Here is a 21,432-nt window from a genome sequence, read left to right as displayed (position 1 = left end):
TATTATACAGGGTAAAACCTTAGGACAGAAAGGGAGGTAGGCCCCTTGATAGATGTAAATAATTTCGAGTATATGAAGATCGGACTTGCATCGCCTGACAAAATTCGCTCGTGGTCATACGGGGAAATTAAAAAACCTGAAACAATTAACTACCGTACATTAAAACCTGAAAAAGATGGTCTTTTCTGTGAACGCATTTTCGGTCCTACGAAAGATTGGGAATGTCACTGCGGGAAATATAAACGTGTACGTTATAAAGGTGTAGTATGTGATCGTTGTGGAGTTGAAGTAACTCGTGCAAAAGTACGTCGTGAACGTATGGGTCACATTGAATTAGCTGCACCAGTATCACATATATGGTATTTCAAAGGTATTCCAAGCCGAATGGGACTTGTTTTAGACATGTCCCCTCGTGCTCTGGAAGAAGTAATCTACTTTGCTTCTTATGTAGTAACAGAAGCTGGAGATACTCCTTTAGAAAAGAAACAATTGCTTTCTGAGAAAGAATTCCGCGCTTATCGTGAGCGTTACGGTCAAACTTTCCAAGCATCTATGGGTGCTGAAGCAATTAAAAAATTATTAAGTGATATTAATCTTGAAAAAGATGTAGATTCACTTAAAGAAGAATTAAAAACTGCTCAAGGTCAACGTCGTACAAGAGCAATTAAACGTTTAGAAGTTTTAGAAGCATTCCGTAACTCTGGTAATGAGCCTTCTTGGATGATCTTAGATGTGCTACCAGTAATCCCACCTGAATTACGACCAATGGTTCAATTAGATGGTGGACGTTTTGCAACTTCAGATCTAAACGATTTATATCGTCGTGTAATTAACCGTAACAACCGTTTAAAACGTTTATTAGACCTTGGCGCACCAAGCATCATCGTACAAAACGAAAAACGTATGCTTCAAGAAGCAGTTGATGCGTTAATTGACAATGGTCGTCGTGGCCGTCCAGTTACAGGACCAGGTAACCGTCCATTGAAATCTCTTTCTCACATGCTAAAAGGTAAGCAAGGACGTTTCCGTCAAAACTTACTTGGTAAACGTGTTGACTACTCTGGTCGTTCGGTTATCGTTGTAGGACCAAACTTACAGATGTACCAATGTGGATTACCAAAAGAAATGGCAATTGAATTATTCAAACCATTCGTGATGAAAGAATTAGTAGAGCGTGGTCTAGCACATAACATTAAATCTGCAAAACGTAAAATTGAGCGATTACACCCTGAGATTTGGGATGTATTAGAATCCGTTATCCGTGAGCATCCGGTGTTACTAAACCGTGCCCCAACTCTACACAGACTTGGTATCCAAGCGTTCGAACCTACATTAGTAGAAGGTCGTGCAATCCGTCTGCATCCACTTGTATGTACTGCATACAATGCCGATTTCGATGGTGACCAAATGGCTGTTCACGTACCGTTATCAAGTGAAGCACAAGCTGAGGCTCGTATCCTAATGCTTGCAGCACAAAACATCCTGAACCCGAAAGATGGTAAACCAGTAGTTACACCATCACAAGATATGGTATTAGGTAACTATTACTTAACTCTTGAGCGTGCAGGCGCAGTCGGTGAAGGTATGGTATTTAAAGATATCAATGAGGCGTTAATTGCATACCAAAATGGTTATGTACATTTACATTCTCGTGTTGCTGTTGCTGCTAATTCGTTAAATAACGAAACATTTACCGAAGAACAAAATAATTCATTATTAATTACAACGGTTGGTAAGTTAATCTTTAATGAAATCTTACCTAAGTCGTTCCCATATATTAATGAACCAACTCAGAGTAACCTTGAGAAGGAAACTCCGAAGATGTATTTTGTTGCTAAAGGTTCAAATATTAAAGAAATTATTGAAAGCAGAGAAGAAATTGCTCCTTTCAAAAAGAAAATACTTGGAAACATCATTGCAGAAGTATTTAAACGTTTCAAAATTACTGAAACATCAAAAATGCTAGACCGCATGAAAGATCTTGGATTTAGATATTCTACTAAAGCTGGTATTACAGTTGGTGTATCTGACATCATCGTATTACCTGAGAAACAGCTAATCATTGCTGAAGCTCAAGAAAAGGTAGATAAAGTTCTAAAACAATTCCGTCGTGGTTTAATCACAGAAGATGAGCGTTACGACCGTGTAATCGCAATTTGGAGTGATGCAAAGGATGTTATTCAGGGCAAACTGATGGCTTCCCTAAATAAACGCAACCCAATCTTTATGATGAGTGACTCTGGTGCCCGTGGTAACGCATCTAACTTTACTCAGCTTGCTGGTATGCGTGGTCTGATGGCCAACCCGGCTGGTCGTATCATCGAGTTACCAATTAAATCTTCATTCCGTGAAGGTCTAACGGTACTTGAATACTTCATCTCTACACACGGTGCACGTAAAGGTCTTGCCGATACAGCACTAAAAACAGCCGATTCAGGTTACTTAACTCGTCGTCTAGTTGACGTTGCACAAGATGTAATCGTTCGTCAAGATGACTGTGGTACTGACCGTGGCTTACACGTTAAAGCAATTAAAGAAGGTAACGAAATTATTGAGGGATTATATGATCGTTTAGTTGGTCGTCATTTACGTTCAACTATTCGCCACCCAGAAACAGGTGTATTACTTGCTCAAGAGAACGATTTAATTACAGAAGACTTAGCTCGTGAAATTATCGATGCTGGTATTGAAGAAGTAAATATCCGTTCTGCGTTCACATGTAATACTAACCATGGAGTATGTAAAAAATGTTATGGCCGTAACTTAGCTACAGGTGCTGAAGTTGAGGTTGGTGAGGCAGTAGGTATTATCGCTGCACAATCAATCGGTGAACCAGGTACACAGTTAACGATGCGTACATTCCATACAGGTGGGGTAGCAGGAGACGATATTACTCAAGGTTTACCTCGTATTCAAGAGCTATTTGAAGCACGTAACCCTAAAGGTCAAGCGGTTATTTCTGAAATTGATGGTATTATTTCAATTTCTACTGACGCTAAAGATAAACAAGAAATTATTGTTCAAGGTTCAGTAGAAACTAGAAATTACCCAGTTCCTTATGGCGCTAGACTAAAAGTTCAAGAAGGTGAAACGATTGATCGCGGTCAAGTAATGACTGAAGGTTCAATTGATCCTAAAGAACTTCTAAAAGTAAAAGGTACAAATGCTGTTCAAGAGTACCTACTACGTGAAGTACAAAAAGTATACCGTATGCAAGGGGTAGAAATTGGTGACAAACACGTAGAGGTAATGGTACGTCAAATGCTGAAGAAAGTTCGTGTAATGGATGCAGGTGAAACTGAATTATTACCTGGTACATTATTAGAACTTCACCAGTTCACTGAAGCAAATAAAGAAGCTTTATATGCAGGTAAACAACCAGCTACTGCACGCCCATTATTACTAGGTATTACAAAAGCATCATTAGAAACAGACTCATTCCTTTCTGCTGCATCATTCCAAGAAACAACGCGTGTATTAACAGACGCTGCGATTAAAGGAAAACGTGATGAGTTGCTAGGATTAAAAGAGAATGTTATTATAGGTAAGTTGGTTCCAGCTGGTACTGGTATGAACAGATACCGTAAAGTTGATCTTGTTAAAGATTTGACTGAATCAGTTGAAATGAACGAAGAAGTATTAGTTGAAAAATAATCTTAAAATATTTTATAACTTGAGTTGACATCATTTGATAAAAAATGATATTATATTCAAGGTTGCTCCTAGACAATAGCACTGCTAATCTAAGCAGGTTAGATCCGGGGCTAATTTAGGAATATACAGTTAAAACTGTTTTTGTGAGAAGGAAGGTTTCTTCCTTCTTGCAAAAACTTTGTTTTCAACTTATTATGAACCACCTGGATGTGTGGTCTTATAAATATTTGAAGGGAGGAAAACTCATGCCTACTATTAACCAGTTAGTGCGTAATGGACGTACTTCTAAAGTATGGAAATCAAAATCACCAGCATTAAATAAAGGTTTCAACTCATTAAAGAAAAAATCAACTGATTTATCAGCTCCACAAAAACGTGGTGTTTGTACTCGTGTTGGTACAATGACTCCAAAGAAACCAAACTCAGCTTTACGTAAATATGCTCGTGTGCGTTTAACTAACCAAATCGAGGTAACTGCTTATATCCCAGGTATCGGACACAACTTACAAGAGCACAGTGTTGTTCTTATCCGTGGTGGACGTGTAAAAGACTTACCGGGGGTACGTTACCATATCGTTCGTGGTGCGTTAGATACTGCAGGTGTTGACAAGCGTATGCAAGGTCGTTCTAAATACGGAACTAAGAGACCAAAAGCAGCTAAGAAGTAATAGATAAGATTAGTCGAAAGGAGGAAAACACATGCCACGTAAAGGTCCTGTTGCAAAAAGAGATGTATTGCCAGATCCAATTTACAATTCAAAATTAGTTTCTCGTTTAATCAACAAAATGATGATTGACGGTAAGAGAGGAAAATCTCAAGCTATCTTATACGGAGCTTTTGAATTAATCCAAGAACGTTCTGGTAAAGAACCAATGGAAGTATTCGAAGCAGCTCTTAAAAATATCATGCCAGTTCTAGAAGTTAGAGCTCGTCGTGTTGGTGGTTCTAACTACCAAGTACCAGTTGAGGTACGTCCAGAGCGTCGTACTACTCTAGGTCTTCGTTGGTTAGTAAACTATGCTCGTCTTCGTGGAGAAAAAACGATGGAAGAGCGTTTAGCTAACGAAATTCTTGATGCAGCTAACAACTCAGGTGCTGCAGTTAAGAAACGTGAAGATACACACAAAATGGCAGAAGCGAACAAAGCGTTTGCTCACTACCGTTGGTAAGATTAAAAGCAATTTAGTTATTTCTGCACATAATGAATGTTGGTTAAGTCGTTCACCTATTTTTAATTTAGCTTGCTAGATTAAATAGGTGAACGTCGGATTACATAACTTAGGATGACACAATAGTTCCTTGCTTGTAGTGCTTGCTTAACTTAATAACATGAAATGTGTACAGGAATAACTTTTTCTTGTACTAAAAAAATCCTAACTAATACTGGAAGGGAGAAAGAACCCTGATGACAAGAGAGTTCTCCTTAAATAACACTCGTAATATCGGGATCATGGCTCACATTGATGCTGGTAAAACAACAACAACTGAGCGTATCCTTTATTACACAGGTCGTATTCACAAAATTGGTGAAACTCATGAAGGAGCTTCACAAATGGACTGGATGGAGCAAGAGCAAGAGCGTGGTATCACTATCACATCTGCTGCGACAACAGCTCAGTGGAATAACCACCGTGTAAATATCATTGATACTCCAGGTCACGTAGACTTCACTGTAGAGGTTGAACGTTCTCTACGTGTACTTGATGGTGCAGTAGCAGTACTTGATGCTCAATCTGGTGTTGAGCCTCAAACTGAAACAGTTTGGCGCCAAGCAACTACTTACGGAGTTCCACGTGTAGTATTCGTTAATAAAATGGATAAAATCGGCGCGGATTTCTTATACTCTGTAGGTACGTTACATGAGCGTTTACAAGCTAACGCACACCCAATCCAATTAGCGATGGGTGCTGAAGATAATTTCTGGGGTATTATTGACCTAGTTGAAATGAAAGCTATTAAGTATAACAATGACTTAGGAACTGACATTGAAACGATCGAAATTCCAGAAGAATATAAAGAACAAGCTGAAGAATACCGCGGACGTTTAATCGAAGCAGTAGCTGAGCTTGATGAAGAATTAATGATGAAATATCTTGAAGGTGAAGAAATCACAATTCCTGAATTAAAAGCTGCTATTCGTACAGCTACATGTTCAGTTCAATTCTACCCAGTAGTATGTGGTTCTGCTTTCAAAAACAAAGGTGTTCAATTAATGCTTGATGCAGTAATTGATTACTTACCATCACCATTAGATGTACCAGCAATCAAAGGTACATTACCTGATACTGATGAAGAGAAAGTAGTTCCATCAAGTGATGATGAGCCTTTCGCTGCATTAGCATTCAAAATTATGACTGACCCTTACGTTGGTAAATTAACGTTCTTCCGTGTATACGCTGGTACGTTAGAATCTGGTTCATACGTTCAAAACTCTACAAAAGGTAAGCGTGAGCGTGTAGGACGTATCCTACAAATGCATGCTAACTCTCGTCAAGAGATTTCGAAAGTATACGCTGGAGATATTGCTGCTGCTGTAGGTCTTAAAGACACTACAACTGGAGATACTTTATGTGATGAAAAGAATTTAGTAATTCTTGAGTCAATGGAGTTCCCAGAGCCAGTTATCTCAATTGCAATCGAACCAAAATCTAAAGCTGACCAAGATAAAATGGGTCAAGCATTAGTTAAATTAACTGAAGAAGATCCAACATTCCGTGCACATACTGACCAAGAAACTGGTCAAACAATCATCGCTGGTATGGGTGAACTTCACCTTGATATCATCGTTGACCGTATGCGTCGTGAATTCAAAGTAGAAGCTAACGTTGGTGCTCCTCAAGTAGCATACCGTGAAACTTTCCGTTCTTCTGCACAAGTAGAAGGTAAATTCGTTCGTCAATCAGGTGGACGTGGACAATTCGGACACGTTTGGATTGAATTCTCACCAAACGAAGAAGGAAAAGGCTTCGAGTTTGAAAACGCAATCGTTGGTGGTGTTGTTCCTCGTGAATACATCCCAGCTGTAGCTGCAGGTCTTGAAGATTCTCTTAAAAATGGTGTATTAGCTGGTTTCCCACTAATCGACATTAAAGCGAAATTATTCGATGGATCATACCATGATGTTGACTCAAACGAGATGGCGTTTAAAGTAGCTGCTTCATTAGCTCTTAAAAACGCTGTTAAGAAATGTAACCCAGTTCTACTTGAACCAATCATGAAAGTAGAAGTTGTTATCCCTGAGGAATACTTAGGAGATATCATGGGTGATGTTACTTCTCGTCGTGGACGCGTTGAAGGTATGGAAGCACGCGGTAACGCTCAAGTTGTACGTGCTATGGTACCACTTTCAGAAATGTTTGGTTATGCAACTTCATTACGTTCTAACACTCAAGGTCGTGGAACGTTCTCAATGGTATTTGACCATTACGAAGATGTACCAAAATCAATTTCTGAAGAAATCGTTAAAAAATTTAAAGGTGAGTAATTGATTATTTAGTTCTCATCATGTATAACTATTTATGTTAGATGTTAGCTATAAGGGGTACAAGTTACCCTTTATAGCATAATCATATAAACTAAAAAATAATTTTCTTACATTATAAGGAGGCTTTTTAGAATGGCTAAAGCTAAATTCGAACGTTCTAAACCACACGTTAACATTGGTACAATCGGACACGTTGACCATGGTAAAACTACATTAACTGCTGCTATTACAACTGTATTAGCTAAAGTAGGTGGAGCTGAAGCTCGCGCTTACGATCAAATCGATGGTGCACCAGAAGAAAGAGAACGTGGTATCACAATCTCTACTGCACACGTTGAGTACGAAACAGAAACTCGTCACTATGCACACGTTGACTGCCCAGGTCACGCTGACTATGTTAAAAACATGATCACTGGTGCTGCTCAAATGGACGGCGGTATCTTAGTAGTATCTGCTGCTGATGGTCCAATGCCTCAAACTCGTGAGCACATTCTTTTATCTCGTCAAGTAGGTGTACCTTACATCGTAGTATTCATGAACAAATGTGACATGGTTGACGACGAAGAGTTACTTGAATTAGTTGAAATGGAAATCCGTGATCTATTATCAGAATACGAATTCCCTGGCGATGACATTCCAGTAATCAAAGGTTCTGCTCTTAAAGCTCTTGAAGGAGATGCTGAGTGGGAAGCTAAAATTCATGAATTAATGGCTGAAGTTGATACTTACATTCCAACTCCAACTCGTGAAACTGACAAGCCTTTCTTAATGCCAGTTGAGGATGTATTCTCAATCACTGGTCGTGGTACAGTTGCTACTGGTCGTGTTGAGCGTGGTATCGTTAAAGTTGGTGACGTAGTAGAAATCATCGGTCTTGTTGAAGAGCCAAAATCAACTACTGTAACAGGTGTTGAAATGTTCCGTAAACTTCTTGACCAAGCAGAAGCTGGAGATAACATCGGTGCACTTCTTCGTGGGGTTGCTCGTGACGATATCCAACGTGGTCAAGTTTTAGCTAAACCAGGTTCAGTTAAACAACACACTAAGTTCAAAGCTGAAGTTTACGTTTTATCTAAAGAAGAAGGTGGACGTCACACTCCATTCTTCGCTAACTACCGTCCACAATTCTATTTCCGTACAACTGACGTAACTGGAATCATCCAATTACCAGAAGGCGTTGAAATGGTTATGCCTGGCGACAACATCGAAATGACTGTTGAATTAATCAACGCAATCGCTGTTGAAGAAGGAACTAAGTTCTCTATCCGTGAGGGTGGACGTACTGTAGGCGCTGGCGTAGTTGCTACAATCGTTGAATAATTAAACTTAAAAAGCTTAGAAGATCTATTCTTCTAAGCTTTTTTTATAAGTAAACTGGAAATATTTAAAATATGTATTAATACCGATTCTTGCTTGATTTTAATAATTGAAGATAATATAATAACTAAGTACTGAAGACGACGAGAACATTATTTATTTAAACTTATAACAAATGCTTGCAATAGCATTATTTTTTATGTATAATAGATGATGTTGGTCTTTGACTGCGTAGAAGTGGAAGGTTGCTGATACACCCGGCCGCTTTGCCATGGCGAGTGTAAGGAAATTTCCATGGAGTATGTCTATTATTTAAATAGGCGAAAAAGGAGGGAAAATTATGGCAAAAGAAAAAATTCGTATTCGTTTAAAAGCTTATGATCACCGTATTTTAGATCAATCTGCAGAGAAAATCGTTGAAACAGCGAAACGTTCTGGTGCTTCTGTATCTGGTCCGATTCCGTTACCAACTGAGAAATCAGTTTACACGATCCTTCGTGCGGTTCATAAATACAAAGATTCTCGTGAGCAATTCGAAATGCGCACTCACAAACGTTTAATCGATATCGTGAATCCAACTCCTCAAACAGTTGATTCATTAATGAGACTAGATTTACCATCTGGCGTTGATATTGAAATCAAACTTTAATAACATTATATATAAATTCAGGAGGTGTGACTTATGACTAAAGGAATCTTAGGGAAAAAGATCGGTATGACACAAGTATTTGCTGAAAATGGCGAGTTAATTCCAGTAACTGTAATCGAAGCTACTCCAAACGTGGTTTTACAAAAGAAAACTACTGAAACTGATGGCTACGAAGCTATCCAAATCGGTTTCGCTGACAAACGTGAAAAATTAGCTAACAAACCAGAAAAAGGGCACTCTGCTAAGGCAAACACTGCACCTAAGCGCTTCGTTCGTGAACTTCGCAACGCTGACGTTTCAGCTTATGAAGTTGGTCAAGAAGTCAAAGTAGATATTTTTGCAAATGGTGACATCGTTGATGTAACTGGAACTTCAAAAGGTAAAGGATTCCAAGGTAGCATCAAGCGCCACGGACAATCTCGTGGACCAATGTCTCACGGTTCTCGTTACCACCGTCGTCCAGGTTCAATGGGTCCTGTTGCTCCGAACCGTGTATTCAAAAACAAAGCTTTACCTGGTCAAATGGGTGGAGAAAAAGTAACAGTACAAAACCTACAAATCGTTAAAGTTGACGTTGAACGTAACTTACTATTAGTAAAAGGTAATGTACCAGGTTCTAAAAAATCTTACGTAACTATCCGTACTGCGGTTAAATCTAAATAATTAATTTAGAAGAAAGGAGGAAATAAAATGCCTAAAGTTACTATGTTTAATCAAACAGGTGCTCAAGTAGGAGAAATCGAATTAGCTGATGCTGTATTCGGAATCGCTCCAAACGAACATGCTTTATTTGATGCTGTAATGATGCAACGTGCATCTTTACGTCAAGGTACTCACAAAGTTAAAACACGTTCTGAAGTACGTGGTGGTGGTCGTAAACCATGGAGACAAAAAGGAACTGGCCGTGCTCGTCAAGGTTCAATTCGTTCTCCACAATGGCGTGGTGGTGGTATCGTATTCGGTCCAACTCCAAGATCATATTCTTATAAATTACCTAAAAAGGTACGTCGCTTAGCGATTAAATCTGCTTTATCTACTAAAGTATTAGAACAAAACATGTTAGTTCTTGAAGATTTAACGTTAAACGCACCAAAAACAAAAGATATGGTTACTGTTTTAACTGGCTTATCAGTTGCTAAGAAAGTTTTAATCGTAACAGCTGACCTAAATGAAAACGTGGCTTTATCTGCTCGCAATATCCCTGGAATCACAGTTCTTGCAGCAAATGAAGTAAACGTAATCGACGTTTTACATCATGATACATTAATCATGACTAAAGCTGCGGTGGAAAAAGTAGAGGAGGTGCTTGCGTAATGAAGGATCCTCGTGATATTATCAAACGCCCAGTTATCACTGAAGCTTCTATGGAAGCAATCGCTGAAAAAAAATATACTTTCGAAGTAGATGTAAGAGCTAATAAAACTGAAGTTAAAGATGCTGTTGAAGCAATCTTCGGTGTTAAAGTAGAAAAAGTTAACGTAATGAACTACAAAGGTAAGTTTAAACGTATGGGTAAACATGCTGGTTACACAAACCGTCGTAGAAAAGCAATCGTTAAATTAACTGCTGATAGCCAAGAAATTACATTATTCGAAGGCGTTTAATATTAACTACTAGAAAAGGAGGGAAATTACGATGGGAATCAAAAAGTATAAACCAACCACTAACGGTCGCCGTGGTATGACTACTAATGATTTTGCTGAGATCACTACTGACAAACCAGAAAAATCTTTATTAGCTCCACTTAATAAAAAAGCTGGCCGTAACAACCAAGGTAAAATTACTGTTCGTCACCAAGGTGGTGGACACAAACGTCAATACCGTATCATCGATTTCAAACGAGATAAAGATGGTATACCAGGACGAGTTGCTACAATCGAGTACGATCCAAATCGTTCTGCAAACATTGCGTTAATTAACTACGCTGATGGAGAAAAACGTTACATCCTAGCTCCTAAAAACTTAGTAGTAGGAATGGAAATCGTTTCAGGTCCTGAAGCAGATATTAAAGTAGGTAACGCTTTACCACTTGCTAACATTCCAGTAGGTACTACAATCCACAACATCGAGTTAAAACCAGGTCGTGGAGGACAATTAGTACGTTCAGCTGGTACTTCTGCACAAGTATTAGGTAAAGAAGATCGTTATGTACTAGTTCGTTTAAATTCTGGTGAAGTACGTATGGTATTAGCAACTTGCCGCGCGACAGTAGGTCAAGTTGGTAACGAACATCACGAACTTATTAACATCGGTAAAGCAGGTCGTTCTCGTTGGATGGGTAAACGCCCAACTGTACGTGGATCTGTAATGAACCCAGTTGATCACCCACACGGTGGTGGTGAAGGACGCTCTCCAATCGGACGTAAATCACCAATGTCTCCATGGGGTAAACCAACTCTTGGTTATAAAACTCGTAAGAAAAACAAAGCGTCAGACAAATTTATCGTTCGTCGTCGTAAAAAATAACGCGATTGTGCTACGGTTCACTAGAACCGTAGGTCAATCACGAAGGGAGGTACCACAATGGGACGCAGCCTGAAAAAAGGTCCATTTATTGATGATCACTTATTAGCTAAAGTTGAGAAATTAAACGAAACTGACTCTAAGCAAGTTGTTAAAACTTGGTCACGTCGTTCGACTATTTTCCCACAATTTATCGGACATACTATTGCAGTATACGATGGTCGTAAACACGTACCTGTATATGTATCGGAAGATATGGTAGGTCACAAACTTGGTGAATTTGCTCCAACTCGTACTTACAAAGGTCACGATGCGGATGACAAAAAAACTAGAAGATAATGAGAGGAGGCACTCCAATGCAAGCTAAAGCTGTACTGAGAACAGTTCGAATCGCTCCTCGTAAAGTTCGTCTTGTAGTCGATTTAATCCGAGGTAAACAAGTTGGCGAAGCGATCGCAATCCTTCGACATACGCCGAAAACTGCTTCTCCTGTTGTAGAAAAATTATTAAAATCTGCTATTGCTAACGCAGAGCATAACTATGATATGGATGTTAATAACTTATACATCGAAAAAGTATTCGTTGATGAAGGTGCTACTTTAAAACGTTTCCGCCCTCGTGCACAAGGACGTGCTAGCGCAATCAACAAACGCACAAGCCACATTACAATCGTGGTATCAGAGAAGAAGGAGGGATAATCGATGGGTCAAAAGGTAAATCCAGTCGGACTTCGTGTAGGTATTATTAAAGATTGGGAATCTAAATGGTACGCTGAGAAAGATTACGCTGATCTTTTACATGAAGACATCAAAATTCGTGAGTACATCAGCACTCGTTTAAAAGATTCTGCTGTATCTAAAGTAGAAATCGAAAGAGCTGCTAACCGTGTAAACATTACTGTTCACACTGCAAAACCAGGTATGGTAATCGGTAAAGGTGGTTCGGAAGTTGAAGCTCTTCGTAAAGCTTTAAACAACCTTACTGGCAAACGTGTTCATATCAACATCATTGAAATTAAAAGAGCAGATCTTGATGCTAAATTAGTAGCTGAAAACATCGCTCGTCAATTAGAAAACCGTGTTTCATTCCGTCGTGCTCAAAAGCAAGTACTTCAACGTGCTATGCGTGCTGGTGCATTAGGTATTAAAACACAAGTTTCTGGTCGTCTTGGCGGAGCAGATATTGCTCGTGCAGAATCATATAGTGAAGGTACAGTGCCACTTCATACATTACGTGCGGATATCGATTATGCAACTGCAGAAGCAGATACAACATACGGTAAACTAGGCGTAAAAGTATGGATCTACAAAGGTGAAGTTCTTCCTACAAAAAAGAAAGCTTCTGAGGAAGGAGGAAATTAATTATGTTAATGCCTAAACGTGTTAAATATAGAAGAGAGCATCGTGGAAAAATGCGCGGACGTGCCAAAGGTGGTACTGAAGTAGCATTCGGTGAATTCGGTTTACAATCTACTGAAGCTTCTTGGATTACTAACCGTCAAATTGAAGCAGCGCGTCGTGCAATGACTCGTTACATGAAACGTGGCGGTAAAGTATGGATTAAAATCTTCCCTTCTAAACCTTACACAGCTAAACCTCTTGAGGTTCGTATGGGTAGCGGTAAAGGTGCTCCTGAAGGTTGGGTAGCAGTCGTTAAACCAGGAAAAGTTATGTTCGAAATCGCTGGTGTATCTGAAGAAGTAGCTCGTGAAGCACTACGCTTAGCAGCTCACAAATTACCAGTAAAATGTAAGTTTGTAAAACGTGAAGACAATGGTGGTGATTCTAATGAAAACTAATGAGATTCGCGATCTTACCACTGCTGAAATTGAATTAAAAGTGAAATCTCTTAAAGAAGAGTTATTCAACCTTCGTTTCCAATTAGCTACAGGACAATTAGAGAACACTGCTCGTATCCGCGAGGTTCGTAAAGCAATTGCTCGTATGAAAACTGTAGTACGTGAAAGAGAAATTAACTCTAATAATTAATGATGAGGGGAGGTTTGCACAGTGAGCGAACGTAACCAACGTAAAGTTTACACAGGACGTGTAGTTTCTGATAAGATGGATAAGACAATTACTGTTGTAGTTGAAACTTACAAAACACATAAACTATACGGAAAACGCGTTAAATATTCTAAGAAATATAAAGCGCACGATGAGCTAAACACTGCAAAAGTTGGCGATATCGTAAAAATCATGGAGACTCGTCCATTATCAGCTACAAAACGTTTCCGTTTAGTTGAAATCGTAGAAGAAGCTGTTATTATCTAATAGATGATCGGATATCATTCTTAATCCGAAAGGAGGTCAATTTGACATGATCCAACAAGAAACTCGTTTAAAAGTTGCTGACAATTCAGGTGCACGTGAATTACTTACTATTAAAGTATTAGGTGGTTCAGGCCGTAAAACTGCTAACATCGGTGATATCATCGTTTGTTCAGTAAAACAAGCAACACCAGGTGGCGTTGTTAAAAAAGGTGATGTAGTTAAAGCTGTTATCGTTCGTACGAAACGCGGTGTTCGTCGTCCAGACGGAACTTACATCAAATTTGATGAAAACGCAGCTGTTATCATTAAAGATGATAAGAGCCCACGTGGTACTCGTATTTTCGGACCAGTTGCACGTGAATTACGTGATAGCAACTTCATGAAAATCGTATCATTAGCTCCAGAAGTACTTTAATTAATGTACTTTAATAAATACTTCAGAAAGCCTTATTAAGGAGGTGCACGAAGAAGATGCATGTAAAAAAAGGTGATAAAGTTCAAGTTATCTCTGGTAAAGACAAAGGAAAACAAGGCGTTATCCTTGCGGCTTTTCCAAAGAAGAACCGCGTACTAGTTGAAGGTGTTAACATCATTAAAAAACACTCAAAACCTACTCAAGCTAACCCACAAGGTGGCATCATCGAGAAAGAAGCACCAATCCATGTTTCTAATGTTATGGCATTAGATCCAAAAACTGGAGTACCTACACGCGTAGGTTACCAATTAGTGGATGGTAAAAAAGTACGTATTGCAAAAAAATCAGGCGAATTACTTGATAAATAATAGAAATTTATGAAAGGAGGTCAACTGAATGAACCGCCTAGTCGAGAAATATCAAAATGAAATCACTCCTGCTCTAATGAGCAAGTTTAACTATAAATCAGTTATGCAAGTGCCAAAAATTGAAAAGATCGTCATCAACATGGGTGTTGGTGAGGCTGTTTCAAATTCAAAAGCATTAGATACTGCTGTTGAGGAATTAACTTTAATCGCAGGTCAAAAACCTGTTGTAACTAGAGCTAAAAAATCAATCGCTCAATTCCGTCTTCGTGAAGGAATGCCTATCGGTGCGAAAGTAACATTACGCGGTGAGCGTATGTACGAATTCTTTGAAAAATTAATTTCTGTAACATTACCTCGTGTACGTGACTTCCGTGGAATCTCTAAAAAAGCATTCGATGGCCGTGGAAACTACACTTTAGGTGTTAAAGAACAATTAATTTTCCCAGAGATCGATTATGATAAAGTAAACAAAGTACGTGGTATGGACATCGTTATTGTAACTACTGCAAATACTGATGAAGAAGCTCGTGAAATGCTAACATTATTCGGAATGCCTTTTCAAAAATAATGAAAGCCAGCGCTAAAGAAGAGGAGGCGAAAACGTGGCTAAAAAATCAATGATTGCGAAACAAAAACGTGCTCAAAAATTTAAAGTACAAGAGTATACACGTTGCGAACGTTGCGGACGTCCACACTCAGTATTACGTAAATTTAAACTTTGCCGTATTTGTTTCCGTGAACTTGCTTATAAAGGACAAATCCCTGGCGTTAAAAAAGCTAGTTGGTAATTCTATAGATATTAGGAAGGAGGTTATCTGAACATGGTCATGACAGATCCTATTGCAGATATGCTTACTCGCATTCGTAATGCGAACATGGTACGTCACGAGAAATTAGAATTCCCAGGTTCTAACCTAAAGAAAGAAGTTGCTGAAATTCTAAAACGTGAAGGTTTCATCCGTGACGTTGAGTACATTGAAGATGATAAACAAGGAATCATCCGTATTTTCTTAAAATATGGTGTGAACAACGAACGTGTTATCACTGGATTAAAAAGAATTTCTAAACCTGGCTTACGTGTTTATGCGAAAGCTGACGAAGTACCTCGCGTACTTAACGGTTTAGGTGTTGCAATTGTTTCAACATCTAAAGGTGTAATGACAGATAAAGAAGCTCGTCAAGCAAAAACTGGTGGCGAAATCTTAGCATACGTTTGGTAATAAAACACAGAGAGAATGGAGGTGTAGTGAATGTCTCGTGTTGGTAAAAAAGAACTTGTAATTCCAGCTGGAGTTACTCTTACTAATAACAACAATACTATTACAGTAAAAGGACCTAAAGGTGAGTTAACTCGTACTTTTAGCCCTGATATGACAATCGAAGTTAACGAGAACGTATTAACAGTTGCACGTCCAACTGATAACAAAGAGCACCGTGCTCTTCATGGTACAACTCGTGCTATCTTAGGTAACATGGTTGAAGGTGTAACTAATGGTTATACTCGTAACCTTGAATTAGTTGGGGTAGGTTACCGTGCGACTAAAACAGGTGACAAACTTGTTCTAGCTGTTGGTTATTCTCACCCTGTTGAGATCACTCCTGAAAAAGGTGTTGAAATCGAAGTACCTTCAAATACTAAAATCAGTATTAAAGGTATCGACAAAGAACGTGTAGGCGCTCTTGCTGCTTACATCCGTCAAGTACGTCCACCAGAACCTTACAAAGGTAAAGGTATCCGTTACGAAGGCGAAATGGTTCGTCGTAAAGAAGGTAAAACTGCGAAGTAATCTATAACTAGATAAGAGAAAGGAGTGACCAAGATGATCTTTAAGGCTGATAAAAATGCAGTACGTAAAAAAAGACATGCTCGTGTTCGTACTAAATTATCTGGTACTCAAGAACGTCCACGTTTAAACGTTTACCGTTCAAACAACCATATCTATGCTCAAATCATTGATGATGTTAATGGTGTAACATTAGCAAGTGCATCAACTTTAGATAAAGAATTAACTTTAAATGGTACTGGTAATATCGAAGCAGCAACATTAGTTGGTAGCTTAGTTGCAAAACGTGCTACTGAAAAAGGTGTTACTGAAGTTGTATTCGACCGCGGTGGTTACTTATATCATGGTCGCGTAAAAGCTTTAGCTGAAGCTGCTCGTGAAGCTGGTTTACAATTTTAATAAAAGAAGGAGGGACACACATGCGTCGCATTGATCCTAATAAATTAGAGCTTGAAGAACGCTTAGTTACGATCAACCGTGTTGCTAAAGTTGTAAAAGGTGGACGTCGTTTCCGCTTTGCAGCATTAGTAGTTGTTGGTGACAAAAACGGTCATGTAGGTTTCGGTACTGGTAAAGCTCAAGAAGTACCTGATGCTATTCGTAAAGCTGTTGAAGATGCTAAGAAAAATCTAATTAATGTACCAATCGTTGGAACTACAATTCCTCACGAAATTACTGGTCGTTTTGGAGCTGGTGAAGTATTCTTAAAACCTGCTTCTGAAGGTACTGGAGTTATCGCTGGAGGTCCTGTTCGTGCGGTATTAGAACTTGCTGGGGTACATGATATCTTATCTAAATCTCTTGGTTCTAACACACCAGTTAACATTGTACGTGCTACAATCGAAGGTTTAAGTAACTTAAAACGTGCGGATGAAGTTGCAAAATTACGTGGTAAATCTGTAGAAGAATTACTAGGTTAATAAGGAGGGATAACGATGGCTAAAAAGTTAGAAATTACCCTTACTCGCAGTGTAATTGGTCGCAAACAAGATCAAATCGCAACAGTTCGTGCTTTAGGTATTACTAAAACAAACCAAACTGTTGTTAAAGAAGACAACGCTGCAATGCGTGGGATGATTAACAAAGTTTCTCACCTTGTATCTGTAAAAGAAATTTAATTGAACATGAATAAGTAAGGAGGTGCCCTAATGAAACTTCATGAATTAAAACCTACAGAAGGTTCTCGTAAAGTATCTAAACGTATCGGTCGTGGTATTGGTTCAGGTACTGGTAAAACTGCAGGTAAAGGTCATAAAGGACAAAACGCTCGTTCAGGTGGCGGTGTTCGTCTTGGATTTGAAGGTGGTCAAACTCCTTTATTCCGTCGTTTACCAAAACGTGGTTTCACTAACATCAACCGTAAAGATTACGCAATCGTTAATGTTGAAACGTTAAATCGCTTCGAAAACGGAACTGAAGTAACTCCTGAGTTACTGATCGAAACTGGTATTGTTCGTAAAGAATTAGCTGGTATTAAGATTTTAGGTAAAGGTAAGTTAGAAGTTAAACTTACTGTTAAAGCTCACAAGTTCTCATCTTCTGCTGTAGAGGCAATCGAAGCAGCTGGTGGAAATGCTGAGGTGATCTAAAATGTTCCGGACAATCTCCAACTTTATGCGCATTGCAGATATTAGAAAAAAAATATTCTTTACGTTATTAATGTTAATTGTATTTCGTATTGGAACGTTTATACCTGTTCCAAACGTCAACGCCGATGTTTTAGCATCACAAGATAGCTCAAGCGTCTTTGGTATTCTAAACACATTTGGTGGAGGAGCTCTTAAACAGTTCTCGATTTTTGCAATGGGTATAATGCCTTACATTACTGCTTCAATCATTATTCAGTTACTTCAAATGGACGTTGTTCCGAAGTTAACTGAATGGTCGAAGCAAGGTGAGATTGGTCGACGTAAATTGACTCAACTGACTAGATACATCACAATTATTCTTGGTTTTGTAGAAGCAATTGGATTATCTATCAGTATGAATAATATTACTGGCGGAATGTTAATTGAAAATCCAGGTTGGTCAACCTATCTTTATATAGCAATTGTACTAACAGCTGGAACAGCTTTCTTATTGTGGTTAGGTGAGCAGATTACTGCTAAAGGTGTAGGGAACGGTATATCAGTTATCATCTTTGCAGGTATAGTTGCTGCTATACCTACTACAGTAAGCCAAGTCTATCAGCAACAATTTAAAGATGCTGGTGACGCGCTATTTTTAAACATCGTGAAAGTTGGTATCGTGGTTTTAGTTTTACTATTAGTAATCGTAGCTGTAATTTACATCCAACAAGCTAATCGTAAAATTCCAATCCAATATGCTAAACGAAACAATGGTAATAATAGCTATGTCGGAGGACAAACTACTCACTTGCCATTAAAAGTAAATGGCGCTGGGGTTATTCCGGTAATCTTCGCTGTTTCATTTTTAATAACTCCATCAACAATTGCATCGTTTTTACCAAATAACAATGTAACTGATTGGATTGAAAAGCATTTTACTTATAACAATCCATGGGGTATGGCATTTTATTTAATCTTGATCGTTGCTTTCACATATTTTTATACTTTTGTTCAGGCAAACCCAGAGCAAATGGCTGAAAATCTTCAGAAGCAAGGTGGCTACATCCCGGGTATTCGTCCAGGTAAGAGCACTCAAGAATATATCATTAAAGTCTTATATCGTTTAACTTTCGTAGGAGCAATTTTCTTAGCTGTCATCGCTTTATTACCAATTGTATTTGGTCAAATTGCGAACTTACCACCTTCAGCACAAATTGGAGGAACAAGTTTACTAATCGTAGTCGGCGTTGCACTTGAAACAATGAAACAATTAGAAAGTCAGCTTGTTAAGAGAAACTACAAAGGCTTTATTAAAGATCGAGCATAGGGAAATGCATAATTCCCTATTGCTCACCTAATTTTGAGGAGGATTAACCATGAATTTAATTCTTATGGGGCTTCCTGGTGCAGGCAAAGGCACACAAGCTGAGAAAATTGTCGAAAAATACGGCATTCCTCATATATCTACTGGTGATATGTTCCGTGCAGCGATTAAAGACGGCACAGAACTAGGTCTTCAAGCAAAATCGTTTATGGATCAAGGTCATCTTGTTCCCGATGAGGTAACAATTGGTATTGTACGTGAACGATTAGCAAAAGATGATTGCCAAAACGGTTTTTTATTGGATGGTTTTCCTAGAACAGTTGCGCAGGCTGAAGCACTAGAAGAGACTCTGAAAGTAATGAATCGTAAAATTGACTTCGTGTTAAACATTCATGTAGACCAACAACTTTTAATTGAACGTTTGACAGGTCGTCGTATTTGCAAAGATTGTGGAGCAACTTATCATTTAATTTTCAATCCACCTGTTGAAGAGGGTGTTTGCCCAAAATGTGGCGGAGAACTTTATCAACGTGCGGATGATAATGAAGAAACAGTTGCAAATCGTCTTGAAGTAAATATCAAACAAACTCAACCTTTACTTGATTTCTACAATAATCTTGGTTATGTAAAAACAATTGAAGGTGAACAAGAGATTAATAAAGTTTTTAATGACATTGATAATCTTTTAAAAGAGTTAGTTTAATAATTGAACGATAAGATCGTCGTTCCTTGTGTATGACGTATTGTTGTTTCGTCAAAACTGATACTGTTATAAAAGCTTAAACATAGCTTGGCTTGGAACGATAGATATAATATAGGTCTTTAGTAGGCCAAAAATCTCCAACATATCAGAGCACTTTTGGCTTAATGTTCCTAAGCGTATGTTTGCCTACAAGCAAGCTACTGATTTGAAGAAAGGAGAATGCCCTAATGGCGAAAGATGATGTAATTGAAATTGAAGGTACCGTTACGGAAACACTTCCGAATGCGATGTTCAAGGTTGAATTGGAAAATGGTCATGTCGTTCTTGCACACGTTTCTGGTAAAATTCGTATGAACTTCATTCGTATTCTTCCAGGTGACAAGGTTACTGTAGAACTATCTCCATATGATTTAACTCGTGGCCGTATTACGTACCGTTTTAAATAATAAATATGCACTCCGTAATCTACAAGGAGGTTGAAATCATGAAAGTGAGACCATCAGTAAAACCAATCTGTGAAAAATGTAAAGTTATCCGCAGACGTGGTAAAGTAATGGTAATTTGTGAAAATCCAAAACATAAACAAAAACAAGGTTAATAAAGAAGGAGGTGCACTAGAATGGCTCGTATTGCTGGTGTAGATATTCCTCGCGACAAACGCGTGGTTGTTTCTTTAACTTATGTATACGGAATCGGTCGTGCAACTTCTGAAAAAATCTTAGCTGAAGCTGGTATTTCAGAAGACACTCGTGTACGTGATTTAACAGAAGAAGAATTAGGTAAAATTCGTGAATTAATCGACAAGTTGAAAGTTGAAGGGGATCTTCGTCGTGAAGTTTCTTTAAACATTAAACGTCTTATCGAAATCGGTTCATATCGTGGTATTCGCCACCGTCGTAGCTTACCTGTTCGTGGTCAAAACACTAAAAACAATGCTCGTACTCGTAAAGGCCCACGCCGTACAGTAGCGAACAAGAAGAAATAATATTTTTTAAGTAAAGGAGGGTATTCAACATGGCACGTAAAACAAATGTACGTAAACGTCGTGTGAAAAAGAATATTGAAGCTGGTACAGCTCATATTCGTTCAACTTTCAATAACACAATCGTAACAATCACTGATGTTCATGGTAACGCAATTTCTTGGTCAAGTGCGGGATCATTAGGTTTCAAAGGTTCTCGTAAATCTACTCCATTCGCTGCACAAATGGCTGCTGAAACTGCTGCTAAAGCTTCTATGGAACACGGTTTAAAAACTCTTGACGTAACTGTTAAAGGTCCGGGTGCTGGTCGTGAGGCTGCTATCCGTGCTCTTCAAGCTGCTGGTCTTGAAGTAACTGCTATCAGAGACGTTACTCCAGTTCCACATAACGGATGCCGTCCACCAAAACGTCGTCGTGTATAATTTGTCTGTATAAATTTTCTAAAAT

At 38.6% G+C, this 21,432-nt stretch carries 32 protein-coding genes; all 32 read left to right on the top strand.

The annotated features are described in order from the left end of the window. Nucleotides 1–45: 45 nt before the first annotated feature. Entirely contained in the window at nucleotides 46–3,654 is a 3,609-nt protein-coding gene (rpoC, locus tag ACSBO6_RS20660; protein WP_098848453.1) for a DNA-directed RNA polymerase subunit beta', read from the top strand. A gap of 245 nt (nucleotides 3,655–3,899) precedes the next feature. Further along, complete coding sequence (gene rpsL / locus ACSBO6_RS20655; RefSeq protein ID WP_056467392.1) at nucleotides 3,900–4,322, top strand: 30S ribosomal protein S12; 423 nt, start codon at nucleotides 3,900–3,902, stop codon at nucleotides 4,320–4,322. A gap of 31 nt (nucleotides 4,323–4,353) precedes the next feature. Further along, the gene (gene rpsG, locus ACSBO6_RS20650; RefSeq protein WP_088014608.1) at nucleotides 4,354–4,824 is read left to right on the top strand and encodes a 30S ribosomal protein S7; all 471 of its coding nucleotides are present in this window, start codon (nucleotides 4,354–4,356) and stop codon (nucleotides 4,822–4,824) included. A gap of 236 nt (nucleotides 4,825–5,060) precedes the next feature. Further along, on the top strand, nucleotides 5,061–7,139 hold the full coding sequence (fusA, locus tag ACSBO6_RS20645; protein WP_098848452.1) for an elongation factor G: 2,079 nt from the start codon (nucleotides 5,061–5,063) through the stop codon (nucleotides 7,137–7,139). A 132-nt stretch (nucleotides 7,140–7,271) separates the two neighbouring features. Continuing rightward, the gene (gene tuf / locus ACSBO6_RS20640) at nucleotides 7,272–8,459 is read left to right on the top strand and encodes an elongation factor Tu (protein WP_098848451.1); all 1,188 of its coding nucleotides are present in this window, start codon (nucleotides 7,272–7,274) and stop codon (nucleotides 8,457–8,459) included. Between the two features lie 337 nt (nucleotides 8,460–8,796). Beyond that, nucleotides 8,797–9,105 carry a 30S ribosomal protein S10 gene (rpsJ, locus tag ACSBO6_RS20635; RefSeq protein ID WP_056467407.1) on the top strand — a complete coding sequence of 103 codons (309 nt, stop codon included), beginning with the start codon at nucleotides 8,797–8,799 and terminating at the stop codon, nucleotides 9,103–9,105. Between the two features lie 33 nt (nucleotides 9,106–9,138). Beyond that, entirely contained in the window at nucleotides 9,139–9,768 is a 630-nt protein-coding gene (gene rplC, locus ACSBO6_RS20630) for a 50S ribosomal protein L3 (RefSeq protein WP_056467410.1), read from the top strand. A 27-nt stretch (nucleotides 9,769–9,795) separates the two neighbouring features. Continuing rightward, the gene (rplD, locus tag ACSBO6_RS20625; RefSeq protein ID WP_498843946.1) at nucleotides 9,796–10,419 is read left to right on the top strand and encodes a 50S ribosomal protein L4; all 624 of its coding nucleotides are present in this window, start codon (nucleotides 9,796–9,798) and stop codon (nucleotides 10,417–10,419) included. Beyond that, a complete protein-coding gene (gene rplW, locus ACSBO6_RS20620) occupies nucleotides 10,419–10,709 on the top strand; it encodes a 50S ribosomal protein L23 (protein ID WP_056467416.1) in 291 nt (96 codons plus the stop codon). Before rplD ends, rplW begins: the two co-directional genes overlap by 1 nt. Nucleotides 10,710–10,740: 31 nt before the next feature. After that, nucleotides 10,741–11,571: a 50S ribosomal protein L2 gene (rplB, locus tag ACSBO6_RS20615; RefSeq protein WP_088014604.1), complete on the top strand. Its 831-nt coding sequence runs from the start codon at nucleotides 10,741–10,743 to the stop codon at nucleotides 11,569–11,571. A gap of 57 nt (nucleotides 11,572–11,628) precedes the next feature. Then, the gene (gene rpsS, locus ACSBO6_RS20610; RefSeq protein WP_069033610.1) at nucleotides 11,629–11,907 is read left to right on the top strand and encodes a 30S ribosomal protein S19; all 279 of its coding nucleotides are present in this window, start codon (nucleotides 11,629–11,631) and stop codon (nucleotides 11,905–11,907) included. A gap of 17 nt (nucleotides 11,908–11,924) precedes the next feature. Next, a complete protein-coding gene (rplV, locus tag ACSBO6_RS20605; RefSeq protein ID WP_056467425.1) occupies nucleotides 11,925–12,266 on the top strand; it encodes a 50S ribosomal protein L22 in 342 nt (113 codons plus the stop codon). 3 nt (nucleotides 12,267–12,269) lie between these two features. Continuing rightward, entirely contained in the window at nucleotides 12,270–12,929 is a 660-nt protein-coding gene (rpsC, locus tag ACSBO6_RS20600) for a 30S ribosomal protein S3 (protein WP_088014603.1), read from the top strand. A gap of 2 nt (nucleotides 12,930–12,931) precedes the next feature. After that, nucleotides 12,932–13,366 (top strand): 50S ribosomal protein L16, encoded by a 435-nt coding sequence (rplP, locus tag ACSBO6_RS20595; RefSeq protein WP_098848449.1) that lies wholly within the window; start codon nucleotides 12,932–12,934, stop codon nucleotides 13,364–13,366. Further along, nucleotides 13,356–13,556: a 50S ribosomal protein L29 gene (gene rpmC, locus ACSBO6_RS20590; protein WP_056467434.1), complete on the top strand. Its 201-nt coding sequence runs from the start codon at nucleotides 13,356–13,358 to the stop codon at nucleotides 13,554–13,556. The genes rplP and rpmC overlap by 11 nt, the downstream gene beginning before the upstream one ends. Before the next feature lie 21 nt (nucleotides 13,557–13,577). After that, nucleotides 13,578–13,841 carry a 30S ribosomal protein S17 gene (gene rpsQ / locus ACSBO6_RS20585; protein WP_056467437.1) on the top strand — a complete coding sequence of 88 codons (264 nt, stop codon included), beginning with the start codon at nucleotides 13,578–13,580 and terminating at the stop codon, nucleotides 13,839–13,841. A 46-nt stretch (nucleotides 13,842–13,887) separates the two neighbouring features. Beyond that, nucleotides 13,888–14,256, top strand: a complete 369-nt coding sequence (gene rplN, locus ACSBO6_RS20580; protein WP_088014602.1) for a 50S ribosomal protein L14 — start codon at nucleotides 13,888–13,890, stop codon at nucleotides 14,254–14,256. Nucleotides 14,257–14,312: 56 nt separating this feature from the next. Next, nucleotides 14,313–14,624: a 50S ribosomal protein L24 gene (rplX, locus tag ACSBO6_RS20575; protein ID WP_098121861.1), complete on the top strand. Its 312-nt coding sequence runs from the start codon at nucleotides 14,313–14,315 to the stop codon at nucleotides 14,622–14,624. A gap of 28 nt (nucleotides 14,625–14,652) precedes the next feature. Then, nucleotides 14,653–15,192, top strand: coding sequence for a 50S ribosomal protein L5 (gene rplE, locus ACSBO6_RS20570; protein ID WP_098848448.1), 540 nt, complete (start codon nucleotides 14,653–14,655; stop codon nucleotides 15,190–15,192). 34 nt (nucleotides 15,193–15,226) lie between these two features. Then, entirely contained in the window at nucleotides 15,227–15,412 is a 186-nt protein-coding gene (locus ACSBO6_RS20565) for a type Z 30S ribosomal protein S14 (RefSeq protein WP_056467450.1), read from the top strand. Between the two features lie 33 nt (nucleotides 15,413–15,445). Next, complete coding sequence (rpsH, locus tag ACSBO6_RS20560; RefSeq protein WP_056467453.1) at nucleotides 15,446–15,844, top strand: 30S ribosomal protein S8; 399 nt, start codon at nucleotides 15,446–15,448, stop codon at nucleotides 15,842–15,844. A 30-nt stretch (nucleotides 15,845–15,874) separates the two neighbouring features. Then, the gene (gene rplF / locus ACSBO6_RS20555) at nucleotides 15,875–16,411 is read left to right on the top strand and encodes a 50S ribosomal protein L6 (protein WP_098848447.1); all 537 of its coding nucleotides are present in this window, start codon (nucleotides 15,875–15,877) and stop codon (nucleotides 16,409–16,411) included. Between the two features lie 33 nt (nucleotides 16,412–16,444). Then, nucleotides 16,445–16,807 carry a 50S ribosomal protein L18 gene (gene rplR / locus ACSBO6_RS20550; RefSeq protein WP_098848446.1) on the top strand — a complete coding sequence of 121 codons (363 nt, stop codon included), beginning with the start codon at nucleotides 16,445–16,447 and terminating at the stop codon, nucleotides 16,805–16,807. Between the two features lie 20 nt (nucleotides 16,808–16,827). After that, entirely contained in the window at nucleotides 16,828–17,328 is a 501-nt protein-coding gene (gene rpsE, locus ACSBO6_RS20545) for a 30S ribosomal protein S5 (RefSeq protein ID WP_098848445.1), read from the top strand. 15 nt (nucleotides 17,329–17,343) lie between these two features. Then, complete coding sequence (gene rpmD, locus ACSBO6_RS20540) at nucleotides 17,344–17,526, top strand: 50S ribosomal protein L30 (RefSeq protein ID WP_088003827.1); 183 nt, start codon at nucleotides 17,344–17,346, stop codon at nucleotides 17,524–17,526. A gap of 30 nt (nucleotides 17,527–17,556) precedes the next feature. Beyond that, a complete protein-coding gene (gene rplO / locus ACSBO6_RS20535; RefSeq protein ID WP_056467467.1) occupies nucleotides 17,557–17,997 on the top strand; it encodes a 50S ribosomal protein L15 in 441 nt (146 codons plus the stop codon). 1 nt (nucleotide 17,998) lies between these two features. Next, a complete protein-coding gene (secY, locus tag ACSBO6_RS20530) occupies nucleotides 17,999–19,303 on the top strand; it encodes a preprotein translocase subunit SecY (RefSeq protein ID WP_098848444.1) in 1,305 nt (434 codons plus the stop codon). A gap of 49 nt (nucleotides 19,304–19,352) precedes the next feature. Further along, on the top strand, nucleotides 19,353–20,003 hold the full coding sequence (locus ACSBO6_RS20525; RefSeq protein WP_098848443.1) for an adenylate kinase: 651 nt from the start codon (nucleotides 19,353–19,355) through the stop codon (nucleotides 20,001–20,003). A 227-nt stretch (nucleotides 20,004–20,230) separates the two neighbouring features. After that, complete coding sequence (gene infA, locus ACSBO6_RS20520) at nucleotides 20,231–20,449, top strand: translation initiation factor IF-1 (protein WP_056467475.1); 219 nt, start codon at nucleotides 20,231–20,233, stop codon at nucleotides 20,447–20,449. Between the two features lie 38 nt (nucleotides 20,450–20,487). Continuing rightward, nucleotides 20,488–20,601: a 50S ribosomal protein L36 gene (gene rpmJ, locus ACSBO6_RS20515; RefSeq protein WP_000868344.1), complete on the top strand. Its 114-nt coding sequence runs from the start codon at nucleotides 20,488–20,490 to the stop codon at nucleotides 20,599–20,601. A 21-nt stretch (nucleotides 20,602–20,622) separates the two neighbouring features. Beyond that, the gene (gene rpsM / locus ACSBO6_RS20510) at nucleotides 20,623–20,988 is read left to right on the top strand and encodes a 30S ribosomal protein S13 (protein WP_056467478.1); all 366 of its coding nucleotides are present in this window, start codon (nucleotides 20,623–20,625) and stop codon (nucleotides 20,986–20,988) included. Between the two features lie 29 nt (nucleotides 20,989–21,017). After that, nucleotides 21,018–21,407, top strand: coding sequence for a 30S ribosomal protein S11 (rpsK, locus tag ACSBO6_RS20505; RefSeq protein ID WP_056467481.1), 390 nt, complete (start codon nucleotides 21,018–21,020; stop codon nucleotides 21,405–21,407). Nucleotides 21,408–21,432 lie beyond the last annotated feature (25 nt).

The organism is Bacillus sp. AL-1R (assembly GCF_052180195.1).
Classification (GTDB): Bacteria; Bacillota; Bacilli; order Bacillales; family Bacillaceae_G; genus Gottfriedia.
This window is presented reverse-complemented; position numbering and strand designations above follow the sequence as displayed.

What these genes read in the sequence shown, in the direction of transcription:
- rpsL (WP_056467392.1), top strand. Translation starts at nt 3,900, where the DNA reads ATGCCTACTATTAACCAGTTAGTGCGTAATGGACGTACTTCTAAAGTA.
- rpsG (WP_088014608.1), top strand. Translation starts at nt 4,354, where the DNA reads ATGCCACGTAAAGGTCCTGTTGCAAAAAGAGATGTATTGCCAGATCCA.
- fusA (WP_098848452.1), top strand. Translation starts at nt 5,061, where the DNA reads ATGACAAGAGAGTTCTCCTTAAATAACACTCGTAATATCGGGATCATG.
- tuf (WP_098848451.1), top strand. Translation starts at nt 7,272, where the DNA reads ATGGCTAAAGCTAAATTCGAACGTTCTAAACCACACGTTAACATTGGT.
- rpsJ (WP_056467407.1), top strand. Translation starts at nt 8,797, where the DNA reads ATGGCAAAAGAAAAAATTCGTATTCGTTTAAAAGCTTATGATCACCGT.
- rplC (WP_056467410.1), top strand. Translation starts at nt 9,139, where the DNA reads ATGACTAAAGGAATCTTAGGGAAAAAGATCGGTATGACACAAGTATTT.
- rplD (WP_498843946.1), top strand. Translation starts at nt 9,796, where the DNA reads ATGCCTAAAGTTACTATGTTTAATCAAACAGGTGCTCAAGTAGGAGAA.
- rplW (WP_056467416.1), top strand. Translation starts at nt 10,419, where the DNA reads ATGAAGGATCCTCGTGATATTATCAAACGCCCAGTTATCACTGAAGCT.
- rplB (WP_088014604.1), top strand. Translation starts at nt 10,741, where the DNA reads ATGGGAATCAAAAAGTATAAACCAACCACTAACGGTCGCCGTGGTATG.
- rpsS (WP_069033610.1), top strand. Translation starts at nt 11,629, where the DNA reads ATGGGACGCAGCCTGAAAAAAGGTCCATTTATTGATGATCACTTATTA.
- rplV (WP_056467425.1), top strand. Translation starts at nt 11,925, where the DNA reads ATGCAAGCTAAAGCTGTACTGAGAACAGTTCGAATCGCTCCTCGTAAA.
- rpsC (WP_088014603.1), top strand. Translation starts at nt 12,270, where the DNA reads ATGGGTCAAAAGGTAAATCCAGTCGGACTTCGTGTAGGTATTATTAAA.
- rplP (WP_098848449.1), top strand. Translation starts at nt 12,932, where the DNA reads ATGTTAATGCCTAAACGTGTTAAATATAGAAGAGAGCATCGTGGAAAA.
- rpmC (WP_056467434.1), top strand. Translation starts at nt 13,356, where the DNA reads ATGAAAACTAATGAGATTCGCGATCTTACCACTGCTGAAATTGAATTA.
- rplN (WP_088014602.1), top strand. Translation starts at nt 13,888, where the DNA reads ATGATCCAACAAGAAACTCGTTTAAAAGTTGCTGACAATTCAGGTGCA.
- rplX (WP_098121861.1), top strand. Translation starts at nt 14,313, where the DNA reads ATGCATGTAAAAAAAGGTGATAAAGTTCAAGTTATCTCTGGTAAAGAC.
- rplE (WP_098848448.1), top strand. Translation starts at nt 14,653, where the DNA reads ATGAACCGCCTAGTCGAGAAATATCAAAATGAAATCACTCCTGCTCTA.
- rpsH (WP_056467453.1), top strand. Translation starts at nt 15,446, where the DNA reads ATGGTCATGACAGATCCTATTGCAGATATGCTTACTCGCATTCGTAAT.
- rplF (WP_098848447.1), top strand. Translation starts at nt 15,875, where the DNA reads ATGTCTCGTGTTGGTAAAAAAGAACTTGTAATTCCAGCTGGAGTTACT.
- rplR (WP_098848446.1), top strand. Translation starts at nt 16,445, where the DNA reads ATGATCTTTAAGGCTGATAAAAATGCAGTACGTAAAAAAAGACATGCT.
- rpsE (WP_098848445.1), top strand. Translation starts at nt 16,828, where the DNA reads ATGCGTCGCATTGATCCTAATAAATTAGAGCTTGAAGAACGCTTAGTT.
- rpmD (WP_088003827.1), top strand. Translation starts at nt 17,344, where the DNA reads ATGGCTAAAAAGTTAGAAATTACCCTTACTCGCAGTGTAATTGGTCGC.
- rplO (WP_056467467.1), top strand. Translation starts at nt 17,557, where the DNA reads ATGAAACTTCATGAATTAAAACCTACAGAAGGTTCTCGTAAAGTATCT.
- secY (WP_098848444.1), top strand. Translation starts at nt 17,999, where the DNA reads ATGTTCCGGACAATCTCCAACTTTATGCGCATTGCAGATATTAGAAAA.
- ACSBO6_RS20525 (WP_098848443.1), top strand. Translation starts at nt 19,353, where the DNA reads ATGAATTTAATTCTTATGGGGCTTCCTGGTGCAGGCAAAGGCACACAA.
- infA (WP_056467475.1), top strand. Translation starts at nt 20,231, where the DNA reads ATGGCGAAAGATGATGTAATTGAAATTGAAGGTACCGTTACGGAAACA.
- rpmJ (WP_000868344.1), top strand. Translation starts at nt 20,488, where the DNA reads ATGAAAGTGAGACCATCAGTAAAACCAATCTGTGAAAAATGTAAAGTT.
- rpsM (WP_056467478.1), top strand. Translation starts at nt 20,623, where the DNA reads ATGGCTCGTATTGCTGGTGTAGATATTCCTCGCGACAAACGCGTGGTT.
- rpsK (WP_056467481.1), top strand. Translation starts at nt 21,018, where the DNA reads ATGGCACGTAAAACAAATGTACGTAAACGTCGTGTGAAAAAGAATATT.